This is a genomic window from Succiniclasticum sp. (genome assembly GCF_056977735.1).
In genome coordinates, this window is record NZ_DBMCWA010000011.1 from 13,517 (window position 1) to 39,986 (window position 26,470).

Sequence of the window (26,470 nt, forward strand, 5' to 3'; positions counted from 1 at the left end):
GGCGAGACGGTGATCCAGAACATCGCGAAGGATGCGGTGAAGGTAGAAGAAGGTGACTATACAAGAGTTGATTCCACAGAGGATGCTGACGGCAACATTACGTATAAGGTAGCCGGTGCAGAAGTAGCGGGCAGTGACCATGTAGATGTGACCTATGATGAAGCGTCCAACAAGTTCACGGTAGCGGCGAAGGACCTGGCGGATACGAGCCTGACGAACATCACGAACGAAGGCGAGACGGTGATCCAGAACATCGCGAAGGATGCGGTGAAGGTAGAAGAAGGTGACTATACAAGAGTTGATTCCACAGAGGATGCTGACGGCAACATTACCTATAAGGTGAACGGTGCAGAAGTTGTAAACGGTGATAATATCGAAGTTGCCTATAATGATAAAGAGAATAAGTTTACCGTTTCTACCGCTGCAGACGTAAAATTTGAAAACGTAGAGGTTACCAACGAGTTCAAAGCAGGAGACACCATCATCAATGAAGGTGGCATTACGACTAATGAGTTTAAGTCAGGAGATACTATCATCAACGAGGGCGGTATCACGACTAATGAATTTAAGTCAGGAGATACCATCATCAACGAAGGTGGCATCACTACCAACAACATCACTACCGAAAATATTGATGCCAGCACGATTGAGACCAAAAACATCAATGTAACGGAGAATATTACTTATAAGGGCGATCACATTGTTACTAATGTAACTTATGATGGCGATACGAACACGTTGGTTGTGAACAAGGGTGATGAAACAAATAATTATGTACTGCAAGACACCACCTACGAAGGCGATAACAAGACGATTCAGATTTCTGAAAACAATGTAATCTCCGTGATTGAGGGCAATGTTGCAGAGGGTGATACAGGCGTTGTAACCGGCGACACGGTATACAATATTACCGGTGACACAAATTACACTTCCAATAATTATGTTACCAATAATACTAATCTGACGGAAGCAATAAGTAATTTAGATAATGCAATTGCGCAAGGCTGGGTTGCCCAGGTTGAGGGCAAGGAGCTCAAGACAGTCCGTTATGATAAAGATGATTCTACAGCGAATGTTTTGAACTTCAAAGCTGGCGACAACATTGAAGTAACCGGTTCCGGCAACGATGTTATCATTGCTACCGCTTCCGATGTAAAATTTGAGAACGTAGAAGTCACCAATGAATTTAAAGCGGGCGATACTATCATCAACAATGAAGGCATCACCACCAACAATATTACTACCAATGAATTTAAAGCCGGTGACACGATCATCAACGAGGGCGGTATCACGACTAATGAATTTAAGTCAGGAGATACCATTATCAATGAAGGTGGTATCACTACCAACAACATCACTACCGAAAATATTGATGCCAGCACGATTGAGACCAAGAACATCAACGTAACAGAAAACATCACCTATAAGGGTGACCACATTGTCACAAATGTAACCTATGATGGCGATACGAACACGTTGGTTGTGAACAAGGGTGATGAAACAAATAATTATGTTCTGAAAGATACCACCTACGAAGGAGATAACAAGACGATTCAGATTTCTGAAGACAATGTAATCTCCGTGATTGAAGGCAATGTTGCAGAGGGTGATACAGGCGTTGTAACCGGCGATACAGTTTACAATGAAACTCGGGTTCATCAGGACGGAAACTACATCAGACAGGAGTATACCGCTGCTGAAAATATTACTGCGTTGGATAATCAGATAGCAAAGAACGCTGGTGATATTACAAACTTGGACAACCGTACGAAGAAAGGCCTGGCCGGCGCGGCAGCGATGGCGATGCTGCATCCCATGGACTTCAATCCGGACGATAAGCTGCAGTTCTCCGCGGGCGTAGGCAACTACCGTGGAGAGACAGCTGCTGCAGTGGGCGCGTTCTACCGCCCGGATGAAAGAGTTATGTTCAGTATCGGCGGGACTTTTGGCAACAGCGACAACATGGTAGGCGCAGGTATCACCTTTGGTCTGGACGGCCGGAGACAGATCAGCCAGAGCCGTACTGCCATGGCGAAGGAAATCATTGAACTTCGCAGCCTGGTAACCCAGATGGCAGCCCGGATGGACCGCATGGACGCAGCTGCAGGAATTGAAACGGCCATGTTCCCGGATGTACCGGAAAACCATTGGGCGTACGAGTATGTAGAAGACCTGCAGAAACGCGGCGCACTGGAAGGCTATCCGGACGGTCTGTTCAAGGGTGACCGTGCGATGACCCGTTATGAATTTGCGGCTATGCTGGATCGCCTGGTTCGCAAAGGAATCACGCTGGACTCCAAGATTGCCAAGGAATTCGAACCCGAACTGGGACGCATCTATGTGGAACGTATCACTGGCCAGGATAACGACCGTAACAAGATCGAACGTGTACGTGTCAATAACCAGGATAAAGCGACCCGTGACGTGTACGGCAGCAAGATCGTTCCCAAGGTTCCCACAAAAGCAGCAGCAAAATAATAAACAAAAACCGGACAGCTGTTCCGGAAATACGCTGACAGCAATCCTCAAAACCCAGGCATCATGCCTGGGTTTTGCTTATGGAAGCAGACTGTGTCATTCCGCTTTTGCTGGATGCATAATTTTGACCTGCATTTGGTTTATGTTGTTTTACACTTGTTCATTTTCTCCAAAAAGGGTATAATATTATGGTAGTCTGCAGTTTTACAGGGTGAAACTGTATTTGCCGGAGAATGGTAGACAGATACAAGGAGAAAGAATGATGAAATTTAAGTTTTCCAAGATGCATGGCTGCGGAAATGATTATGTTTATGTAGACTGCACGCAGCAGGAAATGTCCAATCCTGAAGCGGTGGCAAGATATGTAAGCCGGTACCACTACGGAATCGGCAGCGACGGGCTGATTCTGATCTGTCCTTCGGAAGTGGCGGATTTCAAAATGCGCATGTTCAATGCGGACGGCTCGGAAGGGAAGATGTGCGGCAACGGTGTGCGCTGCGTGGCAAAATATGTGTACGATCATGGCCTGACCGATAAAAATCCGGTGTCAGTGGAGACGCTGGCCGGCATCAAAGTAATCGAACTGACCATTGCGGATGGTAAGGTTACGGAAGCCCGGGTAGACATGGGCAAACCGGAAACACGGCCCCGTATGATCCCCATGATCACCGACCATTACATTTTTGTGGACCAGTCTCTGGTGTTACGGGAAACGACGATCGTTGGCACCGATAACAAAACCTATAAGGAGAAGTTCTTCTTCAACGGGACGGCGGTCTCCATGGGGAATCCGCATTTTGTCGTCTTTGTGCCGGATGTAGACGCAGTGGATCTGGAGGATCTGGGTCCCCAATTCGAACATCATAAGCTGTTCCCGGAAGGGGTAAATACGGAATTTGTGCAGGTTCTGGATGAAAACACGGTGAAGTTCAGGGTCTGGGAGCGGGGCAGCGGTGAAACCCTGGCCTGCGGCACCGGCGCCTGCGCCGTAACCTATGCCTGCATGAAGCTGAAAATGGCCGGCGCCATGAACCGGCCGCTGAACGTACAGGCCCGGGGCGGGTTGCTGAAGGTCACTTACAGCAGCGAAAACGATCACATTTACCTGCAGGGACCGGCGGTGGAAGTATTTACAGGCGAAATAGAGATTCCGGATCAGGCGCTTGCCAACTGACTGCCTGGCGGAACACGCTGTCAGTCATAACCGTTGCATCACGTATGTAGTTGTGAATTTGTTTTTTCCAAAATGTCGCAACTTTGTCACAAATGCAATGGGGAAGCGGTGTATAATTACGTTACAGATAAGGTACTTTGAAGCAGTGTATAGTAAGAAGCCTTATTTAATATGGAATCAGCTTTTAAGATTACAGGAGGGAATACGATGAAAAAGAAATTTGTTATGTTTTTAATGGCGGCCATGATGAGCTTTTCGGCAGTCTGCTTTGCCAGCTACGGTTCCGATCTGGATACGGAAGCAAAGGCTGTTGATCAGTTCTTTGCCGGCGGCGACTATAAGAAAGCAGTAAGCGTCATGGATCCGGACCTGGCTAAGGATATGACGGCAGACCGCTATAAGACCCTGTTTGAAAACATGAATAAGGATCTGGGCAAGTTAGTGCAGAAGGATCTGCGGGTGTATCAGATTTTCCCGGACGGCCATATCCTCCGTTATGCAGCCAAGTTCGAAAAGGCAGCTGATATGGAAATTGATGTGGTATTCAAAAATGCAAACGGCAAACTGACCATGGCAGATTTCCGCGTCATTGACCCGAACGCGCAGCAAGCTGCAGCAAACAAAGAAGAAAAGAAATAATTGAGGAAATATACCGGACAGGGCAGCCTGTCCGGTTTTTTAGCAGGGAGCCGAATTCGGAAAGGATGCGGCTCAGAATCCGTCTGCCGCGCAGGTGGGATGACTGTTTGATAAAGGGGGGCAGCAGCACCTATGTATGTATCAAAGATCAGAATGCAGAATTTTCGCTGCTACCGGGATTTCACCATGCACTTCAGTCCCGGGGTCACGGTGATCGTAGCGGAAAACGGCAAAGGCAAGACGGCGATCCTGGACGGGCTGGCCATCAACATGGCGCCGTATCTGGCCGCGTTCCCGGGGATCAAGGCCCGGAATTTCCAGCCCAATGATGTCCGTATGGTGATGGATGAACCGGCGGGGAACGAGGAATTGCAGATCCGGCGGATGAAATATCTGCTTCCCGTTGTGCTGGAAACCGAAGTGAAGGCAGACGACGGAACGGCCTATTCCTGGAAGAGGGAATTGAAATCCGTCAAAGGTAAAACCTCTTCTGTTTCCGCAAAATTTATATCGGATTATGGGAAACGGATTGCCGAAGAGCTGAATCAGCCGGGGGATCAGGGAATCGTCCTGCCCGTGCTGGGGTATTACGGCACCAGCCGCATGTGGAATGACAGTTCACTGCTTAAGAGGAAGAAAGTGGACCTGTCCAGGAGCAGCGGGTATGTGGAGTGCCTGGAGCCCAGCGGTTCCTATAATACCTTTGCACAATGGTACCGGTACGCCACGGAAAGCGCGCTGGAGTACGACCATATCATCGCAGAAAAGAAGCTGACAATAAAGAATCCGTATCGTGAGATATTAAAAGCGGTGAATAAGGCGATTATCACCTGTATCCAGAGTATGGGCTGGACGGACCTGAAATATAGTTTTGCGGCCCAGAACCTGCTGATCTGCCATCCCAAACTGGGCGAACTGCCCCTGGAGGCCATGAGCGACGGGGCCCGCAGCGTGATCAGCATGGCGGCGGATATTGCCTACCGTATGGCCCGTCTCAACCCGGATATGGGGGAAGACGTCACCCTGAAAACATCGGGCGTGATTTTGATCGACGAAGTGGACATGCATCTTCATCCCTCCTGGCAGCAGACGGTTGTCAACGATCTGGTGAAAGCGTTCCCGAAGGTACAGTTTATCGTGACCACCCACAGTCCCCAGGTGCTGACCAGTGTGCCTGCGGAGTGTATCCGCATCCTGCACTGGGAAAATGATATGGTGGATATCGAGGAACCGTCGTTCTCTCTCGGCGCGGAAAGCAGCCAGCTGCTGCGTGACATCCAGCATGTGGAAAGCCGTCCGGCATCCCTGCCCATCGTACAGACGCTGCAGCGGTATCTGCAGCTGGTCAGCGAGGACAAATGGGACAGCGACGAAGCACTGGCGCTGCGCAAAACGCTGGATGCGTGGTCACAGGGAAGGGAACCGGCGCTGCTGCGGGCGGACATGGATATCCGGGTAAGAAATTTCCGCAGGAAGAAATGAGGTAACGTATGAAACGGGTACATAAAAGTCCGGATGAACCGGAGTTGTTGGCTCGCTACAGGCAGCGTTATCCACACGATACCTGGGAAAAATTCCATCACCGGAGCCGGGACGGCTACCGGCAGGTCAAACGGCAGATCCTTCATGATCAGCACGGGTTATGTGCCTATTGTGAAATCAACATTAAGCTGACAGAGGAAGAGGACCGGGTGGACGATTTCCGGGTAGAACATTTCCATCCCAAAACAGGGACGGAGATGGAAGAACGGAATTATCATCTGGAATGGAAGAATATGCTGGGGGCCTGCCACGGCGGCAGCCAGCCCAAAGTGGCGGAAGCGGATTACCGGTTCTCCAGGATAAAAGAAGACCGGAGCTGTGACGTGCCGAAAGGTGGAAAATCCATCAATACTGCGATCCTCAATCCTTTGCAGATCCCGGCGAAGGAACGGTTGTTTTCCTATGATTCATTTTCCGGCGCCATGTCTGTCGATGAAAAGACCTGCCCGGAAATGCTGCGTAAAAAGGCGGAGAACACCATCGTGGAACTGAACCTGAATGCGCCGCGCCTGAAACGGCTGCGCAAAGCTGTGATCGATGTGCTGCAGGAACAGGTGGCGGAGCTCACAGGACAGGGCTTTTCGATAGAAGAAGCCATGGATCAGCTGGCCCGGGAGCTGCTTGTGCCCAATTCGGAAGATAATTATCTTGCCTTTTTTACTACGATCCGGTGGTTCCTGGGGGAAGCGGCCGAGAATGTGCTGCGGGAACGGGAATATAGAATCTGATTTAGAGCTGTAACAAAAATGGGTGGATTGCCGTTTTGTTACAGCTTTTAACTGCATACGAATTAACTGCGCCCCTGATTTTTTGCAGGAATTTTTTGATTTTAGTAGAATATATTATTTTAACGGTAAGAAAGGTAAAAGGTATGTGGTAAAAGGAAGCAGGCATGCTGATGAGCGTTTAAGGATCTGGTTTGTACTGCTAACAGAAGAGCAATGGAACGAGGGATTACAGTGATCAATACAAAGGCCTTTAAAGCATATGACATACGAGGTATCTACCCGGACGAGGTCAATGAAGAGCTGGCCTACCGGGTCGGCAAGGTGTTTTGCGCTTTATTCGGGGCAGAGTCTGTCGTTGTGGGACGTGATATCCGCCTGACCGGGCCGAAGCTGCTGCGGGCGTTGTGTGACGGTCTGCAGGACGGAGGCGCCAATGTGATCGATATCGGTCAGTGCGGTACGGAAATGATCTATTTTGCCACGGCCTATCTGCATGCGGATGGCGGCATCATGGTTACCGCCAGTCATAATCCGGCAGAGTATAACGGTCTGAAGCTGGTGCGGCGGGATGCGAGGCCGGTGGGCGTTGACAGCGGCCTGCAGGAAATTGAACAGATGGTACGGGGGGATGAGTTCCCGCATCACCTGATGGCCGGAAAGGCCAGAGGCATTCTGGCGCGGCAGAATGTTCTGAAACCCTATGTGGAACATATTTTAACATACATTGACCGGTCGAAACTGAAACCTGTCAGCATTGTCGTGAACCCGGGCAACGGCGGGGCCGGTGCGGTGCTGGATGAATTGGAAAAATATGTACCGTTCCGGTTTATAAAGATCAATTATGAACCGGATGGTACGTTCCCCAACGGGGTTCCCAATCCCATGCTGGAAGAAAACCGAAAGTACACGGTGGATGCCGTACTGAAGCATCATGCGGATTTCGGCATTGCCTGGGACGGCGACTTTGACCGCTGCTTTTTCTGTGATGAAAAGGGCAGGTTTGTGGAAGGCTATTATCTGGTAGGGCTTCTGGCAGAGAATTTCCTGCACAAGTATCCGGGCTGCAAGATCATGTATGACGCGCGGCTGACCTGGAACACGGAAGCGATCGTGAAAAGCCACGGAGGCATACCGGTCCGCAGCAAGAGCGGCCACGCCTATATGAAGCAGTGTATGCGGGAAAACGGAGTGATCTATGGCGGGGAAATGTCCAGCCATCATTATTTCCGTGATTTTACATACTGCGACAGCGGCATGATCACAGCGCTGATCGTGTCGGAAATGCTATGTGCCAGCGGCAAACCCCTTTCGGAACTGATCGGCGCCATGGAAGACGCGTTCCCCTGCAGCGGCGAGATCAACCGGAAGGTTGCGGACAGCAAGGCCGTACTGGAGAAACTGAAAAAGAAGTATAAAGACGGAAAAGCCGATACACTGGATGGCCTGAGCATGGAGTTCCCGGACTGGCGGTTCAACCTGCGCGCCTCCAATACGGAACCGGTGATCCGGCTGAACGTGGAAACAAGGGGAAACAAAAAGCTGTTAGAGGAAAAGACACGGGAATTAGTAAAAGAAATAGGCGGTGAACCTGCATGAGCGTACGTTTTAAAACCATAACAAGAGCCGTAATTCCGGCAGCGGGTCTGGGCACCCGTTTTCTGCCGGCCACCAAGGCAACGCCGAAAGAAATGTTGCCTATCGTAGACAAACCTACGATCCAGTATATTGTAGAGGAAGCGCTGGCCAGCGGGATCGAGGACATCCTGATCATTACGGGGCGCAGCAAACGGGCCATTGAAGACCACTTTGACCGGAGCATCGAGCTGGAACTGAACCTGGCTGAAAAAGGCAAAGACGAATGGCTGGAAATGGTGCGGAGCATATCGGATATCCGGATCCATTATATCCGGCAAAAAGAACCGAAAGGACTGGGACACGCGATTTTATGCGCCAAACAGTTTATCGGCAACGAACCCTTTGCCGTCCTGTTGGGTGATGATGTAGTCTATAACGATAAAAAGCCGGCCCTTCGCCAGCTGATCGATGTATATGAAAGAACCGGGGCTTCCGTACTGGGCGTGCAGGAAGTACCTCATGAAAAGGTTTCTTCGTACGGTATTGTGGCCGCAAGGGGAACCAGCGATCCCCGTACCTTTGCCGTGGCAGACATGGTAGAAAAGCCGGCTGTGGACGAGGCTCCTTCCAACATGGCGGTACTGGGACGCTACGTCATTACGCCGGAGATCTTTGAACTGCTGGAACATACGGATCCGGGTGCCGGCGGGGAGATCCAGCTGACGGACGGACTGCGCTCTCTGCTGAAGATACAGCCTGTCTACGCCTATAATTTTGAAGGCCGCCGCTATGATGTGGGCGACAAACAGGGCTTTCTGGAAGCGACCGTGGAATATGCCCTGCGCCGTCCGGAACTGCGGGACGGATTTTTGAAATATCTGACTGGGATCATTAACGGAACGAAATGAGGAGCAAGGAATGAATATTTTAGTTACCGGCGGGGCGGGTTACATCGGATCCCATACCGTGCGGGCGCTGGCAGCGTCCAAAGAGTTTACCCCTATCGTGTATGACAATCTGTCTACCGGGCACGAAGCATCGGTGCCGGACAATGTGCAGCTGATCACCGGAGACATTCATGATGTCTATTTTCTGAAACATATACTGGCGGAACATGAGATCGATGGCGTGATTCATTTCGCTGCTTCTTCACTGGTTGGGGAATCCATTACGGACCCGGCCAAATACTATTACAACAATGTGGAAGGAACGCTGCACCTGCTGATCGCCATGCACGAGACGGGGGTGGATCATCTGGTCTTTTCTTCTACGGCGGCAGTATACGGCGAACCGAAGAAGACGCCGATTAAAGAGAATTTTCCTACTGTGCCCACTAACGTGTACGGTCGGACCAAGCTGATGATCGAAACCATGATGAAGGATTTTACCATGGCCTACGATATGGACTACGTAGCGCTGCGGTATTTTAACGCAGCCGGCGCCGCATTGGACGGTTCTATCGGGGAAGATCATAATCCGGAATCCCACCTGATTCCGTTAATCTTAAAAACAGCCCAGGGCGTGCGGGACCATGTTTCCATCTTTGGTACGGATTATCCCACTCCGGACGGAACCTGCCTGCGGGACTATATCCATGTGCTGGACCTGGCGGATGCCCACGTCCTGGCCATGCAGTATCTGGTAAACGGCGGCGCCAGCGACGTTTTTAATCTGGGAAGTGAAGCCGGTTTCAGCGTAAGAGAAATCATTGAAACAGCCAAAGCGGTAACGGGCATTGACTTTAACGTGAAAGAAGAAGCCCGGCGTGCCGGGGATCCTGCGGTGCTGATCGCCTCCAGTGCCAAATGTAAGAAGGTGCTGGGCTGGAAACCGCAGCACAGCAATACGGAAGAGATCATTCAAACCGCCTGGAACTGGCATAAAGAACATCCTTACGGCTATGGCGTGTAAGAGGCTGTTGCTTTTGCAGTAACAGCGCAAAGGAAATTGCACAAGATATCTGTGTGTAATCTTTTCGCATAGAATTACAGACATTACAATTGAACTGACGGAACACAGTTATGCAGTTAACAGTAGATAAATTAGAAAAATCCTTTGGCGTGCAGGAAGTATTCAAAGATGTCAGCTTTATGATTGCCAAAGGGGAAAAAGTAGGTCTGGTGGGCGTCAACGGCAGTGGGAAATCCACACTGGTGAAATGCCTGCTGCAGCCGGACTATGCAGACGGGGGAACGGTCAGCTTCGATGCGGGGCTTCAGGTAGGCTATGTGGAACAGGGCTTTGACAGCATCGGAGCAGAATCCGTGTGGGATTTTATGATGAAGGCCAATCCGGAGATCCTGTCTTTGCGGCAGAAGCTGGCGGAACTGGAAAAGGCGTCTGCGTCAGGCGACCGGGCTGTTCTGGACAGCTATGGACGCGTGACACACCGCTATGAATTCCTCGACGGTTACAATTATGAAGCAAAATTAAAGATGGTTTTATTTGGCCTTGCATTTCCCGAATCCATGTGGGAGATGCAGGCAGCTTCGCTTTCCGGGGGCCAGAAGACGCGGCTGCTGCTGGCAGCGGCGCTGGTTTCTTCACCGGATTTTTTGTTGCTGGACGAACCGACGAACCATCTGGATATCCGCATGATGGAATGGCTGGAAGGATACCTGCGGGATTTTAAGGGCGGGGTGCTGGTAGTCAGCCATGACCGGGCCTTCCTGGACCATGTTGCCACCCGAATACTGGAAATGGAGGGGGGACATCTCCGTTCCTTTACCGGCAACTATACAAAATACCTTGCCCAGAAAGAAATCCTGACTAAAACAGAAAAAGCGGCCTACGACGCACAGCAGGAATATATCGCGGAGCAGGAAGCCTATATCCGCCGGTTTAAAGCCGGCATAAAAAGCAAGATGGCCCGGGGTCGGCAGTCCCGTCTGGACCGGTTGGAACGTCTGGAAGTGCCGGTAGAAAACGAAAGCTTTTCCCTGCGGCTGCCAAAGGCACCGGAATCGGCGGAGCGGGTGCTGATTCTGGAACATCTTGCAGCGGGATACGGGGAGAATGTGCTGTTACAGGACATCGATCTGATCCTGCGCCGGGGCGAAAAAACGGGACTGATCGGACCGAACGGCAGCGGCAAGACCACACTGCTCCGTACGATCCTGGGAGAAATCCCGGCACTGGGCGGGGAAGCAAAAATCGGAAACCGGGTAAAGATCGGTTACTTTTCCCAGAGCTATGAACGGTTAAATCCGGAACAGACACTGCTGGAAAATTTCCTGACAGAGTATGGAATGACAGAGGAACAGACACGTTCCCTGCTGGGGGGCATGCTGTTCCACGGTGATGATGTATTTAAGGAGATCGGTACCCTTTCCGGAGGGCAGAAAGCCCGGTTGGTGCTGTTGAAGCTGGTGCTGGACGGCGCCAATCTGCTGATTTTGGACGAACCCACCAACCATTTGGATATACTGGCCAAGGAAACGGTGGAAGCCGCACTGGAGGTCTTTGATGGCACCGTGCTGGTGGTCAGCCATGACCGTTACCTGATCAACGAAGTGTGTGACCGCATCTGGGAAATCGAGGAGCATACGGTCCGGGATTATAAAGGGAATTACGGATTTTATCTGGAAGAAAAAGAAAAGAACAGTAAGATAAAAGAAGCAGCAACCGCTTCCGTCGTGGAAAACCGGGAGAATTCTGCTGTAATCATCCGTGATACAGGTAAACCCTGGGATGGGAAAGTAAAAAAACAGGAAGTAAAAAAAGCCTGCCGGCACAGCCCGGTGCAACTGGAAGAACTGATTGCCAAAGTGGAACTGCGGCTGCGGGAACAGGAGGCCATGTTAGGCTGGCTGGATAAACAGATATCTATTCCGGAGAACCAGCTGGACCTGGAGAAGAGCAAAGCCATGGCGGCCGAGCGGGAAGAATATGTGAAGACTATTGACGATCTGGTTCAGAAATGGGAAGAACTGCTGGAAGAACAGGATTTACTGGAACAGGAAGAACAGTAAAATGGAAATGACACACGAACAGTTTATGGAACTGGCGCTGCAGGAAGCGGGGAAAGCAGCCCAAATGGGAGAAGTACCCATCGGGGCGGTCATTGTAAAAGACGGCAAGGTCATTGCCAGAGCCCATAACATGCGGGAACAGTGGCTGGACGCTACCGCTCATGCGGAGGTCATCGCCATACGGGAAGCCTGTAAGAGATTACAGAACTGGCGTCTGACCGGCTGCACCCTGTATGTGACGGTGGAACCCTGCCCCATGTGCGCCGGTGCTATTTATAACAGCCGTGTGGACACCGTGATCTTCGGCTGCCGGGATAACCGGGCAGGCGCGGTAGAATCCCTGTTCAACGTATTGTCCCATCCGTTGCTGAACCATCAGCCGCAGGTCATCGGCGGGATACTGGAAGACCGGTGCGCGGCGGCAGTCCGGGATTTTTTTGCGGATTGCAGGGTAAAGGAAACGCAATGTTGATGCGGTTCCATTGAATCTTGCAGATTTTCCGTGCAAAGTTCAGGAAACTGTGATATAATACATTTCAGACTTGGTAAGAAAACACTGTTGAGACAGTGTTCCCTTGCTCCCGGAGCGGTATCGAAGTGGTCATAACGAGGCGGACTCGAAATCCGTTAGCCGTCCGCGGCACGTGGGTTCGAATCCCACCCGCTCCGCCATTTATTATGATTGGCAAATTAAAACTTACGTATTGAACACTGGCGCTTCTCAGTTTTGAGAAGCGTTTTTTAGAATCCGAAGCTCGTTGGAAGTTCGGCTGTGGAGTAGAAAAAGTTCGGAGGGGATTTGTATGAAAACTGCAACAGAAAAGAGGAAAGATTTCCGCAAGCTGTTGTCAAATGGAAACATCATCTGTGTTCCGGGGGTCGGCGATGCGCTGACGGCCAAAATTGCCCAGATGGCAGGGATCGAATGCCTGGCCATGGGAGGGTACAGCGTGACGGCTGTCCATCTGGCCCAGCCGGATGTAGGTCTTTTATCCGTGACAGAAATGGCCACGGCCTTAAAAGAGATCTGTGACGCCACGGATATTCCTGTCATTGCGGACGGTGACAACGGCTACGGCAATGCCCTGAACGTGATCCGTACGGAATCTGAATTTGAAAAAGCCGGCGCGGCCTGTATCTTTTTTGAAGACCAGGTGTGGCCGAAGCGCTGTGGGCATATGGATGGCAAGCAGGTGATTTCCGTGGACGAGCATGTGCAGAAGATCCGGGCGGCAGTGGAAGCCCGGGTAGATAAAGAGACTATGATCATGGCCCGGACTGACAGCCGGGCCGTCTATGGGATCGAGGATGCCATTGAACGCTGCAAACGGTATGCGGATGCCGGTGCGGAAATGCTGTTCGCGGACGGGCTCTGCACCCGGGAAGAGATAGAACGGTTCGCCAAGGAATTGAAAGGGTCCGGCGCGTATCTGGATGCCAATATGATCGAAGGGGGAAAGACCCCGATCATTCCGGCCAAAGAGCTGGAACAGATGGGCTATTCCGTGGTGTTCTGGGCCTGCAGCGCCGTATATACCGTTTCCAAAGCGCTCTACGATCTGTTCAGTGGCCTGAAGGCAAACGGAACTACGGAAGCCACCTTGGAGAATATGGTGGAATTTGGCCGTTTCAATCACTTCGTGGGCCTGGATCATTACAAGGAACTGGAACGCAGATATAAAGTAGACCGGGACGACTGAAAACGTAAAGCCGTGTACGCCTGCAGCCGTGAGGTTGTAACAGCGGGAACAAGACGGCAGACGCATCCGGCGGGGATGTTCGCCTGCAGCCGTGAGGATGTAACAGCGAAGGCGCGGTTATGTGCGGGATTTTACCGCAATGATGTCTGTTATATGGGACCTGTAAAGGACATGCGAGGTGTCCGGCTGCAGGTCTTTTTTTATAAATAATCAGGTTTTGCCATGTAAATGACATATATTTTTTTTAGCATACAGGCGAAGAACAGCAGAAAAAGTGAAACACGTTTTAAAATATGGTATAATAATTACATGTAAAGCCAACTTAATTTACAAGAGAATCACTTTATTATTCTGATACAGTTCGTTGCAAGGAAAGGAGGACGCCGATGAAAAAGCTGTTTGCGTTGGTTCTTTCGTTCTGCCTGTTCTGCGGTATCGCCTTTGCTGAGGGAGAGACCACATCCGATAATACGAATACTGGGGAAAACAAGCAGGGTTCGCTGAATCTGGCTTCGTTGCCGGAACGCAAGACCATGAATTCCCTGGAAGATGTGCTGACGGCCCGGGATGCGGACAAGATTCAGAAAGCCATCTCCGATGCGCTGGTAAACTTTGCGGAAAAGGATGAAGCTCTGTCTGTGGAAGCCTGGTCGGAAAAGCTGCTGCAGGAAAAAATGGAAAATGCCTCCAAGAGCCGGGTGACGGAAATCGCCCAGGAGATCCAGGATGCGATCCGGGAAACGGAAGAGCAGAACCGTTCCCTGGCAGAGGCCGTGAAAAAGGGTGAAAGCAAAAAAAGCTGGATGGATGGCCAGTTGAAGAAATACATTACAAAAGCGGTGGAACTGACGGGGGATACGCCCAAGGTGACCAGCAGCGGACGTAACAACGGCTTTACCATTGCGGGTAAAAACTGGAAAGGCCAGGCCCTCAGCGACAGGGAAGCCCGCCGTATGCGGGACGATCTGGAACAGGATCAGGACGCCGGTATCAAGACCGCAGTGGCGGTAGGGCTGGTACTGGCGGCAGACAGCGGCGATATCTCCATCATGAACCAGGCGGCGCCCCGGCAGCTCACCATGATCGCCATCAATGCGGTTGAAGAAGCCAAAACGGTTTTAAAAGTGAAAAAGGGGATCATCACCGGGAAAGAAGGTGTGGACAAGCTGACGGATACCGCCATGACCTCCCTGATCGGTATGCTGGCAGGTTTTGATTATAAGCAGATCGGTTTTCTGGCCGGCACGGCTGCGGGTACGGCGGCAGGGGGCGCGCTGGAAGGCGCTACCGGCGGCATCAGCCTGGGCTCGATCACCATCAACGGTGCCTTACTGGGCGCCTATTTCGGAGAGAAGATTGGAAGCCGGATCGGCGAGTCCATCAACGCAACGATGGATGAAAAACTGAAAGTCCGCATCATTACGGAGTTTGAAAGCTTCCTGGGCGGCACAGTGGCCACCGTACTGAACATCCACGATGTGCAGAAGGCGCTGGACAGCATGGAACAGGAAAGTGAGATCAAACTGACGGAAGAAGCGGCCAAAGCCGTAACAAAAGCAAAAGACGGTGCGGTTTCTTTCGGGACCAGTGTCAGCGAAACCGTAAAGGACTGGGGCAGCAGCGCAGGAAGCGCAGTGAAGTCCTGGGGCAGCAGTGCCAAGAGCACCATGAAAGACTGGGGCAGCAGTGCCGGCAGCACGATCCGGTCCTGGGGCAGCAGTATCTCTGATTTCTTTGGTAACGCCGGACAAAGCATCGGCAAAGGCTGGAACGGGCTGGTGGACAAGGTAAAAGGCGCGGTGAGTGCTGTACCGGGTCCGGTTTCTTTCGCGTAACAAGAGGATAGCATGAACAAGCAGCTTGTCTGGAAAAAGGCAGGCTGCTTTTATCACTTTGAAAGGACAGTAAAATGGCAGCAGAAGTTTTTCCTGTAAAAATCATCGGACATATCCGTACGGACTTTAACAGCAAGTTTGGTGTGCCGCGTCAGAGCGGGATCGTGGAAGCACTGGAAGCCCGTATAGAGTTTGAAAAGGAATTTGCCCAGCCGGAAGCGTTCCGGGGGCTGGAAGGGTTTTCCCATCTGTGGATCATCTGGCAGTTTTCACAGGCAGTGCGCAGCAACTGGTCGGCGACGGTACGGCCGCCCCGGCTGGGAGGCAATAAACGGGTGGGGGTGTTCGCGACCCGTTCTCCCTTCCGTCCCAATGCCATCGGCCTTTCTTCTGTCAAAATCAAAAGAATCGAACTTGATACGCCGAAAGGACCGGTCATCTATGTCAGCGGCGCAGATCTGATGGACGGCACGCCGATTCTGGATATCAAGCCCTATCTGGCTTATGCGGATTCCCATCCGGAGGCGGTGGACGGGTTTGCCGGACAGGTAGAGTATCATCAGGTCACGGTAGATTTCCCGCAGAAGCTGCTGGAAAAGATCCCGGAAGACAAAAGGGAAGGGCTGCTTGGCGTGCTGCGGGAAAACCCGGCGCCCCATTATCAAAACGATCCGGATCGGGTGTACGGTTTCGGCTTTGCGGGGATGGAAATCAAGTTCAGGATACGGGACGGCGTGCTGACGGTGGTGCGTGTGGAATGATGAGGCTTACCTTTTCTTGACCGGTACGACAAAAAATTGAACATTTTGCGATTCTGTGGTAAAATGCATTAAAAGATTTTGCGATTTTGCGGTTTTTTGTGATTCCAAAAAATGCGAACGGGGTGGGGAACGGTGTTCCGAAGAAAAATATACGGTAAGCTACTTGAGTGGAAGAAAGAGTCAAACGGCCGGACCGCGCTGATGATTGAAGGGGCGCGGCGCGTCGGCAAGTCTACCATTGTGGAAGAATTTGCCAAAAAAGAATATGATAGCTATATCCTGATCGATTTTGCCGTGGCTTCCAAAGCAGTGCGGGGCCTGTTCGAAGATGTTTCCGATCTTAACTATCTGTTCCTGCAGCTGCAGCTGCAGTTCCGTACAGACCTTATTGTCAGAAAATCGCTGATTGTTTTTGATGAAGTACAGCTTTGCCCGCTTGCGCGACAGGCCATAAAAAACCTGGTTAAAGACGGGCGTTACGATTACATCGAGACCGGTTCCCTGATTTCCATACGCAAAAACGTGAAAGATATCCGTATCCCCAGCGAAGAGCGGAAAATAACCATGTACCCCATGGACTACGAAGAATTCTTGTGGGCTGTGGGCGATAACGCTTCTTACGGCCTGATCCGCCAGTGTTATGAAGCGGGCCGCCCCCTGGGGCAGCAGACGAACCGCAGGCTTTTGCGGGATTTCCGGCTGTATATGCTGGTGGGCGGCATGCCCCAGGCTGTTAATGAATATATAGAGACCAATAATTTCCGCAAAGTGGATCTGGTTAAGCGCGACATACTGAATCTATATAAAGATGATTTCTATAAAATTGATCCTGCCGGCCGCGCTGCCATGTTGTTCGATGCCATTCCGGCGCAGCTGAACAAGAACGCTTCGCGCTACCAGGTATCCGGTGTGCTGGGGAAGGCACGGGCGGAAGACCTGCTGCAGCTGATTGCGGAGATGAACGATTCCAAAACGATATTACTTTCGTATCATGCAAACGATCCCAACGCGGGGCTGTCTGCTAATAAGGATCCGGCGAAATTTAAAATGTTCGTCTGTGACACGGGACTCTTCACCACGCTGATGTTCAAGGACAGGGATTTTACCGAAAACGTGATCTACGAAAAGCTCCTTAACGATAAACTGTCGGCCAACCTGGGCTATTTGTACGAGAATGTTACGGCACAGATTCTGACGGCCAACAGCAACGAGCTGTTTTATCATACCTTTTTAAACGAAGAGACTCGCCACAATTATGAGATCGATTTCCTGCTGGCGCGGAAAAACAAAGTATGCCCTCTTGAAATCAAGGCGTCCGGTTACAAAACCCATGCGTCGCTGGACGCATTCTGTCAGAAGTTTTCGGACCGCGTGCTGTGGAAGTATCTTGTCTACACAAAAGATTACGCAAAGGATTCTGACATAATCTGCCTGCCGGTTTACATGACGCCGTTTATTTGACTTAACCCGCCTGAAGTCCCCGCCTCTAATAGGGATAGGGATAAAAAACGTTGTTTTCTGCGGCTGCGTATGGTAAAATAATATGGTGTTTTTGAGCAGTATCAGGAGGCTTTTATGATTGCGATTCGTGACCGGGTACGCTTTGAAGAAACGGACCTTATGGCGGTGGTGTACCACTCCCGTTACCTTCCCTGGCTGGAAATGGGGCGCGTGGCGTACCTGCGAGCCTGCGGTGTGGACCTGAACCGTATGATGGATGACGGTATCCTGTTTCCCATACGGGAAATTAATGTAAAATACAAACGTTCCGCCCGCTTTGACGATGAATACGAAGTACAGACATCCATGCAGGAGTTTAACCGGGCCAAGATGGTTTTTGCCTATAAAGTGATCAACGTGAAGGACGGAAAGGTCTTTGTGGAGGGAACCACGACCAATGTGTTCACGGATAAAAACGGAAAGATCGTACGGCTTCCTGCAGAATGGTTTGACAGGATCGATGCGGCCTACCAAAAAGAAAAAGCCGGAGAGATTTAGTTGTTACGGCGCTTCGTCAAAGATAAAATGATGAAGTGTGTAAGTATTAACTAATTTAACAAAACAAAAAAGCTAATTATATCAGAGGTGTGTGTATTCATGGACTATGAAATTATACCGGTGCCGACGCGGATCCTCACGTCCCGGGATAATATTGTGGAAGCAATTAAAGAGTATGGGAAAGGGAAGTACGGGCCCGATGATGTGATCTGCGCGGCAGAAAGCGTGGTGGCGATCACCCAGGGCATGGCCATGCGGTGTGAAGAGTTCAAACCGGGTTTTCTGGCCAAAACGCTGTGTCATTTCTTTCCGTCTTACGGCAGCATCAGCGGCTGGTACTGCATGCAGGCCCTCATCGATACGGAAAGCAACGCAAAAGTATTGTGGGCCTTTATCGTAGGCGCCGTGACCAAGCTGCTGGGGAAAAAAGGCGTGTTCTATCAGATGGCAGGCTACCAGGCACGGCTTATTGATGACGTGACCGGGACCATGCCGCCTTACGACAAGCACATTGTCTACGGGCCGAAGGAACCCTTCAAAGTCGTGAAGGAAATGAAGGAAGCCTGCGGTGTTTACGGTGCGGTCATCGCTGACGTAAACGATCTGAAGCGTGCAGCCATCATCGGCTGGACCGACGGGGTGGATCCGGACAAGGTATCCAGGATCCTGATCGACAATCCCTTTGGCAATGCCAGCCAGAAAACGCCGATCTGTATTATTAAAAATTACCGCAGGGCATAAGGGGGACAGAACATGATAGTAGTAGGTATTCTTCTGGTACTGATCGTACTGGTGATCCTGTTTACGCTGCAGCTGATCTCCAAACATGCCGCATCGGACAAGCTGCTGGTTTTTTATAAGGAAAAGCGGACACCGGCAAAGCTGCTGTCCAATACGAAAGAGAAAATCGAATTCAGCGTGGACGTACCGTATGAAAACAAAAGCCGTGATGAAGGAATCTTTCTGGACGCTTTCGTCCGCATCTATCTGCCGGACGAACAGTATAACGGCGTGCTGCTGCGGGGCAGGGTCAACCATCCCGCCGCGCCCCGTACCGATGATTACTTTGAAGCGCGGCTGGTACCGCCCGGGGAAAAGGGCTGCCTGACCGTGACATTTGAGGCAACCCCCCGCAACGGCAAAAAGACGGCCGAAGAAGCGCTGCTGGGTATGCCGGACGTGGAATTTGCCCTGTACGTGGAACGGCGGGGCCGTATGGAACTGTTCCACAACAAAGAAAACATTCTGCTTACGAAAGAAGAACTGCAGAAGATGCTATAACAGAGTGAAGTTTTTTGCTCATAAATAATGCTGTCAGGAAAAGAACTGAGCAATCCTGTACGGTTTTGCGAAGTATTTTCCTAAACTGCGAATTCATATTTTTATGCATGCAGGAGGAACCCGTGGAAACACTTGTAATTGCAACTTCCAATCCGGGGAAGCTGGATGAGTTTAAGGAAATGTTTAAAGAGCTGCCCATTACACTGAAATGCCTGGCAGACTACCCGCCGCTGCCACATCCCAACGAAAACGGCAGGACCTTTGCGGCCAATGCCAAGATTAAAGCGGCTTATTACGCAAAGAATTTAAAAGAGTTCTGCCTTGCCGACGACAGCGGCCTGGAAGTGAAGGCGCTGGACGGGGCGCCTGGTGTTCGCAGCGCCCGTTTTGCAGGCGAAGAAGCGACGGATAAAGAGAATAACGATCTGCTGCTGCAACAGATGAAATTCCAGATCACCCGTACCTGCCGGTTCCGGTGCGCATTGGCGGTATCCAATCCCGGAGGCCGGATCATTGCGGAAACAGATGGCAGCTGTGAAGGGATGCTGCTCCACGAACCGCTGGGGGATAACGGTTTCGGTTACGACCCGCTGTTCTGGTCTACGGAACTGCACAAAGGGCTTGGGGAAGCTACGGCGGACGAGAAAAACAAGATCAGCCATCGCGGTAAAGCGGTGAGCAAGCTGATCGCATCCTGGAAAAAGAACGAGAACAAAGGCGGAAAGCGGCCGGAAAGGCAGGGACGTAAACCCCGGCAGGACCAGCAGGCGACCGGGAAAGCGGAACAACGAAACGGAAAACCGAAACAGGATGTAAAATCACAGCCGGAACCGAAACCGGCTACAGAGGCAAACTGAGATCATGAAAATAGGAATCGTAAGCGATACCCACGGCAGCATGGCGGCAATTCGGAAAGTACTGGCTGCCGCGCCGCCGGTGGAATGCTGGATCCATTGCGGCGATTACGCCATGGACGCCAATGCGCTGCACAATCTGACCAATCAGACTGTGTACGCGGTATGCGGCAACTGTGATGTAATGCGCGGGCCGGTAGAAGCGAAGCCGGACTGCTTTATGGAAATGGAAGGGTTCAAACTCTGGGTCACCCACGGTCACCTGTATATGGGAGAAACGCGGCAGGTCAGCGAACTGGCCTGGTGGGGACAGAGTATGGAACAGGATATTGTAATTTTCGGGCACACGCATGTTCCCGTGTTTAAACAGGTCAGCGGCATCTGGCTGCTGAACCCCGGCAGCCCGTCCCGTCCCCGGGAAGGGACACGCGCCGGTTTCGTCATCCTGACGCTGAACAAAGGACAGATGCCTGCGGTAGAGTTTCTGGAAGTGTAAATAATTATTATAAGGAGGGATCATCCACATGAGAGACATCGACGTAAAAGAAGTGACCCGGGCAGTCGCGGAATGCTGCATTGATTCCTGCAACAACCTGCCGGAAGGAGTACTGAAAAAACTGGAAGCCGCCCGGAAGGAAGAGATTTCCCCGTTAGGCTGCCAGGTGCTGGACACCATCATTGAAAACGCAAAGCTGGCTAACAAAAAGCAGGTGCCCCTGTGCCAGGATACCGGGCTCGCCGTTGTCTATATCGATATCGGGCAGGAAGTGCATTTTACCGGCGGCGATCTGTGGGACGCCATCCATGCCGGTGTGGCGAAAGGCTACACGGAAGGCTATCTGCGGAAATCGTCCGTGGATGATCCTGTTTTCCTGCGTAAGAATACACAGGACAACACTCCTGCCATTATCCACTGCCGTATCGTGCCGGGAGAAAAGGTGCATCTGGTTGTGTTACCTAAAGGCTGCGGCAGTGAAAACATGTCCCAGCTGCGGATGCTGAAACCGGCTGACGGGCTGGAAGGCATCATTGATTTCGTACTGGAAGCGGTACGGACTGCCGGTCCCAATCCCTGCCCGCCGGTCACGGTCGGTGTAGGTGTGGGCGGTAACGCGGAAAAAGCTACGGAGCTGGCAAAATATGCCCTGGCCCGCAAGATCGGCGAACACAATGCCAATCCCCAGTATGCCAAACTGGAAGACGACCTGCTGGAACTGGTGAACAGGACCGGCGTAGGCCCTGCCGGTTTGGGTGGCAGGACCACGGCTCTGGCCGTCAATGTGGAATACGCCCCGACTCATATCGGCGGCATGCCCTGCGCAGTCATCTTTAACTGTCATGCGGCCCGCCGTTCCGAAGCGACCCTTTGAGCAGGAGGTATCATCATGAGTGAGATCAAATATATTACGACCCCGTTGACTGAAGAAACTGTAAAAAATCTGAAGGCCGGTGACTTTGTACGGATCACAGGCCCCATCTATACCGCCCGGGATGCGGCCCACAAGCGCATGTACGAAGCGCTGGGCCGGGGCGAAGCGCTGCCCTTTGACGTAAAAGGAAACGTGATTTATTACGTCGGTCCTTCTCCCACCAAACCGGGCGAGGTTGTGGGAAGCGCCGGCCCCACCACAAGCGGCCGTATGGACAAATACACGCCCACGATGATCGAACAGGGCATGAAGGGCATGATCGGAAAAGGCTTCCGCAATGAAGCGGTAGTCGAAGCCTGCAAAAAACACCATGCGGTGTACTTCGTGGCCATCGGAGGAGCCGCGGCGGTCATCTCCCAGTCCATCCGCAGCGAGGAAATGGTAGCCTTTGAAGACCTGGGACCGGAAGCCATCCGTCACTACGAAGTGGTGGATTTCCCTGCCATCGTGGGTATCGATATCGAAGGCAACGATGTGTATAAGCAGGAAATCGCAAAATACGCAGAAATACTGAAATAAAATAACAAGCGCCGCTGTCCTGTGATTCATCACAATGGCAGCGGCGTTCTTGAAAATCAGCAGAGTTGGAGGTGTGCTTTTTGCACCAGGCAGAGAAGTTTGTAAAGCAAATTGCGGAACAGATCGGCCGCCCTGCATACATGCAGGAGTTTTTAAAGCAGGGCAGGGATAAACAGGCGATTGAAGAGGTGGCAAAAAAGCTGAAACAATTTACGGAAAACATGTCAGTACTGCAGCCTGTCGCTATCAGGGGATTTATGGTCCCGTCCGGATCCCTGATGCTCTATCAGTATCTGATTGACGAACTGGACGCCATGGAAGCCGTGCTGCAGAATGATATGTCAGCAGCAGCGGCAGGAAAGGAAGCAGGTCCTCTTCCTCAGGATATGACTGCTGAACAAAAAGAGGAGATGCGGACGCGGGTCGGTATAGTTAAGCACCGCCTTCTGGAAATGATGGAAAGCCTGCTGCCCCAGCATATTGCTGACCAGATTGAAACACGTACCGATGAAAAAGCGGCCCAGGAAGCCTTTCAGCAAAACGGTTTTCTGCCGCTGTATGTGGATGAAAAAACCATGGGTATCGTATATAACACGCTGACCATGCAGTTGTTACTGGACCGTTTCAACCTGATCTTTGCAGGCGTGTTGGAACCGATGGACCAGGATGCGATACGGTCAGTCATGGCAAACGTGCTGGCGCCGTATTGGAAACAGCATGCCCAGAGCATTTTGTTCACACTGGAAGAGGCAGGCAATACGGATATTGGGAAAAAATAGGTTTTGAAAAGACACAAATTCACAACATTTTTGTTTTATATAAACAGCAGGGAAAGCAGGTGAAGCGGTGCGAAAGATCATCATGGCAGTCATTGTATCCGTCAGCATGGTGCTGGGAGTGGCTGCGATCACGGGTAATACAGCACAGGCGCAGCAGACAGCGGCTGCCGTGCAGTCAGAGGGCAAAGCCATCGATACGCAGGCTGCAGTTGTACAGCCAGACAGCAAAACTGCCGATGCGCAGGCTGCAGATGTGCAGTCAAACAGCAAAACTGCCGGTACAGAGGCTGCAGATACCGCCACAGCGGAAGCAGAAACGAAATATCCCGTAACGGAACCTGTGGCAGGCAGGGAAGATGTAGTTGCTTTTACTGATGCCGGTAACGGATTCCGTGTATTGATCCCGGCGGAACTGCAGCTGTACCCGCTGGGTGTCAACCCGGTAGCGGTGCTGCGGGGTGAAAACAAGGAGAAAGGCCTGCGGCTGGCCATCGACGCATCAGCCATCGACAGCAGAGGACCGCTGATGCCCTTTCAGGTGGATGCCTTCCGGGAAGACTTTTTGCGCCTTGTGAAAAGCAGTGTAAAAGACAGCGCCAATGATAAAAAGATTCTGACCAGCGGGGAAGTGGAACTGGCAGGACAGAAGGCAGTCCATGTTGTATCCACCACGCTGACGACAGACGGAAAGCGCAGGCTGCTGCGGGATGAATACGTATTTGTTACTCAGAACCGCATGTTCGTGGTGATGTATATGATGGATGAGACGCGCTATCCGGAATATAAGGAACGGATCCCGGAATGGATGAACAGCGTGGAGATATCCCAGGTCTGGAAGAAGATCAATGTGTCGGGCACATCGCTTGCCACGGAAGTGCCGGCCTCCTGTATCAGTCTGAAGGATCCATCAGAAGTCAGCATGAGCATGGAAGTTTACGGGAACGAAAGCATCATGGTGGGTCTGGTCTCGTATCCCGGTGCACAGTTTGCCTTTCTGCCGCCGTCCCTTGACAGTCTGCAGCAGGCAGAACAGACCGCGGTACTGGAGGGACTGAAGCAGAAACTTGCTGCCGACACGAAAGGTGAAGCAACGGGCTACCGGGGCGAGTTTATAACCGTCGGAGGCCGGAGCTGTGTGAAAGGCAGCTATGAAGTCAATGGCAGTAAAAATGAAAGTTACACCTTTGTCAGGGACGGTCAGGTGATTGAACTGGGCTTTGTTTACAAACCGGAAAATGAAAAAGCTGTCCGGCCGGTCATCACACGTGCCATAGAAAACCTTCAGATATAAGATTCTCAGTTTAGTTTTATAAAAAAGCGTAAAGAAAGATGTATAACGATGCAGAAACGCATCCGGAATCGTGCTGAGCTAACGTAAAGGAGGACTCTGTTGCAATGAAAAAAGTATTTGCGATTGCATTAGCGGTTGTCATGCTGCTGAGCGTTGTTCTGGGCTGTACCGGAAAGAAAAAAGAGATGCCGCCGGCAGCACCAGGGACTACGGTCACACAGAACCAGGAGAACAGGAACGGCAATGTTGCCGGCGCTTCGGATAAAATTCAGCAAAAAGACAGTAAACAGCAGAAACAAACTTCCGAAAAAATAAATAACCCGGGAGATGCCGGCAAAGCATCTGAGGCCCGGGTAAAGGTTGAGAAGGGCAAAGCGTATACCGATAAGGAGCATGTGGCAGCCTACATCCATGTGTACAAGACACTGCCTCCCAACTATATCACAAAAGGACAGGCCGGAAAGCTGGGCTGGAAGACCAAAGGCACGCTGGACAAGGTGGCACCCGGCAAAAGCATCGGCGGGGACCGTTTCAATAATTATGAAAAAGTACTGCCGGACAAGCAGGGCCGCACCTGGAAAGAATGTGACATCGACTACGTAAAAGGGAACCGGAACGCCAAACGGATCTGCTTCTCCAATGACGGGCTGATCTATTACTCCGGATCCCATTACCGCGATTTTGTCAGGTTGTACTGATGGAAGCTAAGGAGGTTCAGCATATGGAAATCGTATTGGATGAAAAAAGATTCAGGGGCAGATCAAGAGCCCATGCCTATTTAAAGGAAAAATTGAACTTCCCCGATTATTACGGTAAAAATCTGGATGCGTTATATGATTGCCTGGGGGAAATCATGGAAGAAACGGTCATCGTGGTGCCGCGGATCATCCGCAACAACGAATACCTGGGCGACTACGGGCAGACCATGCTGCAGGTATTCCGGGATGCAGCAGAAGAAAATCCCATGCTGACCGTACGGTTCAAAGAGCCTCCCGGAAAATGACACAGCTTTCCGCTTCATGCCGGGCTGAACGCACAACCGCACGCCGGACGGGAAAGTCAGTGTGTAAGCAGGAGGAGACCGCCGATCAGAGGCATGGAGATCATCAGATAACGAAGGTATTGTTTTGGAATCAGATGAGTGAACTTGGCACCGATAAACGAACCGATGGTCAGACCTGACAGGGTTTGGACGAAAACTCCCGTATCCATCATACCGCCGGCCAGATAGCTCAGGCCGCCTGCTGCGGCAATGGGGACGATGATCATCATGGTGGTGCCGATGGCATGATACAGGGAGATGCCGAAGAACAGCATCAGGCAGATCTGGATGAAAGCAGTGGCACCTATCCCGAACGCCCCGGAAAGGAACCCTGTAAACAGCCCGATGATGCAGCTTCGCAGATAGAACACCCCGCCGGAAGCCGTTCTTTTATTCCTGGCCACATAGTCGGCAATCAGATGGGAACGGAAGAGCTGCAAATACAGCAGCACCGTTGTCAGAAGAAGCATGACCGCGGTAGCAGGGGACAGCCACTTCGCTGGAATCAGAAAGGCAATATGGGTTCCGGCTATTGCTCCTGCAATTCCGGCCGCACCGGTTACCGCACCCAGTTTTACAAGGACCTCGCCTTCACGGTAATGACTGAGAGCCCCGGATAAAACTGTAAAGGTCATGCAGGACAGGGAAACCGCGATGGCGCTGTGGATCGGCACGGCAAACCCGACAGTCAGCAACGTGATGGTAAGGCCTGCGCCGCCGGCTCCCACACATCCCAGCAGCCAGCCTAAAACCAGCATGGCAGCAAAAATCATAACAGACACCAGATTTCTTTTATATTTTTAACTGTATTATTCTACCATACGGATATTCAAAAATAAAGATACTATCCTCTGAGAAGTTGCTTACAGTTCA

The 26,470-nt window shown here is 51.5% G+C and carries 26 protein-coding genes and 1 tRNA gene; 26 read left to right on the forward strand and 1 reads right to left on the reverse strand.

Annotated features, from left to right (window positions below; translation table 11 throughout):
• The 26 genes from ACZOWY_RS07260 to ACZOWY_RS07385 form a co-directional block, all read left to right on the forward strand.
• Positions 1-2,478: YadA-like family protein (locus ACZOWY_RS07260; RefSeq protein ID WP_484394628.1), on the forward strand; the 2,478-nt coding region annotated here is incomplete at its 5' end.
• 262 nt (positions 2,479-2,740) lie between these two features.
• Positions 2,741-3,652, forward strand: a complete 912-nt coding sequence (gene dapF, locus ACZOWY_RS07265) for a diaminopimelate epimerase (RefSeq protein ID WP_484394860.1) — start codon at positions 2,741-2,743, stop codon at positions 3,650-3,652.
• 207 nt (positions 3,653-3,859) lie between these two features.
• The gene (locus tag ACZOWY_RS07270; RefSeq protein ID WP_484394632.1) at positions 3,860-4,291 is read left to right on the forward strand and encodes a hypothetical protein; all 432 of its coding nucleotides are present in this window, start codon (positions 3,860-3,862) and stop codon (positions 4,289-4,291) included.
• A 132-nt stretch (positions 4,292-4,423) separates the two neighbouring features.
• Positions 4,424-5,773, forward strand: a complete 1,350-nt coding sequence (locus tag ACZOWY_RS07275) for an AAA family ATPase (RefSeq protein WP_484394634.1) — start codon at positions 4,424-4,426, stop codon at positions 5,771-5,773.
• 8 nt (positions 5,774-5,781) lie between these two features.
• A complete protein-coding gene (ptuB, locus tag ACZOWY_RS07280) occupies positions 5,782-6,561 on the forward strand; it encodes a retron Ec78 anti-phage system effector HNH endonuclease PtuB (protein ID WP_484394638.1) in 780 nt (259 codons plus the stop codon).
• Between the two features lie 213 nt (positions 6,562-6,774).
• Positions 6,775-8,157 (forward strand): phosphohexomutase domain-containing protein, encoded by a 1,383-nt coding sequence (locus ACZOWY_RS07285; protein ID WP_484394642.1) that lies wholly within the window; start codon positions 6,775-6,777, stop codon positions 8,155-8,157.
• On the forward strand, positions 8,154-9,044 hold the full coding sequence (galU, locus tag ACZOWY_RS07290) for a UTP--glucose-1-phosphate uridylyltransferase GalU (protein ID WP_484394644.1): 891 nt from the start codon (positions 8,154-8,156) through the stop codon (positions 9,042-9,044). Before ACZOWY_RS07285 ends, galU begins: the two co-directional genes overlap by 4 nt.
• A 10-nt stretch (positions 9,045-9,054) precedes the next feature.
• Positions 9,055-10,047: a UDP-glucose 4-epimerase GalE gene (galE, locus tag ACZOWY_RS07295; protein WP_484394647.1), complete on the forward strand. Its 993-nt coding sequence runs from the start codon at positions 9,055-9,057 to the stop codon at positions 10,045-10,047.
• Positions 10,048-10,157: 110 nt separating this feature from the next.
• Entirely contained in the window at positions 10,158-12,107 is a 1,950-nt protein-coding gene (locus tag ACZOWY_RS07300; protein WP_484394651.1) for an ABC-F family ATP-binding cassette domain-containing protein, read from the forward strand.
• Positions 12,108-12,114: 7 nt separating this feature from the next.
• On the forward strand, positions 12,115-12,579 hold the full coding sequence (tadA, locus tag ACZOWY_RS07305) for a tRNA adenosine(34) deaminase TadA (RefSeq protein WP_484394864.1): 465 nt from the start codon (positions 12,115-12,117) through the stop codon (positions 12,577-12,579).
• A gap of 111 nt (positions 12,580-12,690) precedes the next feature.
• Positions 12,691-12,779 (forward strand) — tRNA-Ser (locus ACZOWY_RS07310).
• Positions 12,780-12,910: 131 nt separating this feature from the next.
• On the forward strand, positions 12,911-13,807 hold the full coding sequence (locus ACZOWY_RS07315) for an isocitrate lyase/PEP mutase family protein (RefSeq protein WP_484394654.1): 897 nt from the start codon (positions 12,911-12,913) through the stop codon (positions 13,805-13,807).
• 386 nt (positions 13,808-14,193) lie between these two features.
• On the forward strand, positions 14,194-15,642 hold the full coding sequence (locus ACZOWY_RS07320; RefSeq protein ID WP_484394657.1) for a hypothetical protein: 1,449 nt from the start codon (positions 14,194-14,196) through the stop codon (positions 15,640-15,642).
• Positions 15,643-15,716: 74 nt separating this feature from the next.
• The gene (tsaA, locus tag ACZOWY_RS07325; RefSeq protein WP_484394659.1) at positions 15,717-16,403 is read left to right on the forward strand and encodes a tRNA (N6-threonylcarbamoyladenosine(37)-N6)-methyltransferase TrmO; all 687 of its coding nucleotides are present in this window, start codon (positions 15,717-15,719) and stop codon (positions 16,401-16,403) included.
• Positions 16,404-16,514: 111 nt separating this feature from the next.
• Positions 16,515-17,864, forward strand: a complete 1,350-nt coding sequence (locus ACZOWY_RS07330; RefSeq protein ID WP_484394662.1) for an ATP-binding protein — start codon at positions 16,515-16,517, stop codon at positions 17,862-17,864.
• A 114-nt stretch (positions 17,865-17,978) separates the two neighbouring features.
• Positions 17,979-18,401, forward strand: a complete 423-nt coding sequence (locus ACZOWY_RS07335) for an acyl-CoA thioesterase (protein WP_484394664.1) — start codon at positions 17,979-17,981, stop codon at positions 18,399-18,401.
• A gap of 99 nt (positions 18,402-18,500) precedes the next feature.
• Positions 18,501-19,142, forward strand: a complete 642-nt coding sequence (locus ACZOWY_RS07340) for a F420-0:Gamma-glutamyl ligase (RefSeq protein ID WP_484394666.1) — start codon at positions 18,501-18,503, stop codon at positions 19,140-19,142.
• A 12-nt stretch (positions 19,143-19,154) separates the two neighbouring features.
• A complete protein-coding gene (locus tag ACZOWY_RS07345) occupies positions 19,155-19,682 on the forward strand; it encodes a hypothetical protein (protein WP_484394668.1) in 528 nt (175 codons plus the stop codon).
• A 122-nt stretch (positions 19,683-19,804) separates the two neighbouring features.
• A complete protein-coding gene (gene rdgB, locus ACZOWY_RS07350; RefSeq protein ID WP_484394672.1) occupies positions 19,805-20,539 on the forward strand; it encodes an RdgB/HAM1 family non-canonical purine NTP pyrophosphatase in 735 nt (244 codons plus the stop codon).
• A gap of 4 nt (positions 20,540-20,543) precedes the next feature.
• Positions 20,544-21,032 carry a metallophosphoesterase family protein gene (locus ACZOWY_RS07355; protein ID WP_484394674.1) on the forward strand — a complete coding sequence of 163 codons (489 nt, stop codon included), beginning with the start codon at positions 20,544-20,546 and terminating at the stop codon, positions 21,030-21,032.
• 28 nt (positions 21,033-21,060) lie between these two features.
• Positions 21,061-21,906: a fumarate hydratase gene (locus tag ACZOWY_RS07360; protein ID WP_484394677.1), complete on the forward strand. Its 846-nt coding sequence runs from the start codon at positions 21,061-21,063 to the stop codon at positions 21,904-21,906.
• Positions 21,907-21,921: 15 nt separating this feature from the next.
• Positions 21,922-22,485, forward strand: coding sequence for a Fe-S-containing hydro-lyase (locus tag ACZOWY_RS07365; protein WP_484394681.1), 564 nt, complete (start codon positions 21,922-21,924; stop codon positions 22,483-22,485).
• Positions 22,486-22,565: 80 nt separating this feature from the next.
• Positions 22,566-23,264: a hypothetical protein gene (locus tag ACZOWY_RS07370; protein WP_484394684.1), complete on the forward strand. Its 699-nt coding sequence runs from the start codon at positions 22,566-22,568 to the stop codon at positions 23,262-23,264.
• 67 nt (positions 23,265-23,331) lie between these two features.
• Positions 23,332-24,555, forward strand: a complete 1,224-nt coding sequence (locus ACZOWY_RS07375; RefSeq protein ID WP_484394686.1) for a hypothetical protein — start codon at positions 23,332-23,334, stop codon at positions 24,553-24,555.
• 104 nt (positions 24,556-24,659) lie between these two features.
• A complete protein-coding gene (locus ACZOWY_RS07380; RefSeq protein WP_484394690.1) occupies positions 24,660-25,253 on the forward strand; it encodes a ribonuclease domain-containing protein in 594 nt (197 codons plus the stop codon).
• Between the two features lie 23 nt (positions 25,254-25,276).
• Positions 25,277-25,558: a barstar family protein gene (locus ACZOWY_RS07385; RefSeq protein WP_484394693.1), complete on the forward strand. Its 282-nt coding sequence runs from the start codon at positions 25,277-25,279 to the stop codon at positions 25,556-25,558.
• 56 nt (positions 25,559-25,614) lie between these two features.
• Here the strand turns inward: ACZOWY_RS07385 and ACZOWY_RS07390 are convergent, their stop codons facing one another.
• The gene (locus tag ACZOWY_RS07390; protein WP_484394868.1) at positions 25,615-26,370 is read right to left on the reverse strand and encodes a sulfite exporter TauE/SafE family protein; all 756 of its coding nucleotides are present in this window, start codon (positions 26,368-26,370) and stop codon (positions 25,615-25,617) included.
• Between the last annotated feature and the right edge of the window lie 100 nt (positions 26,371-26,470).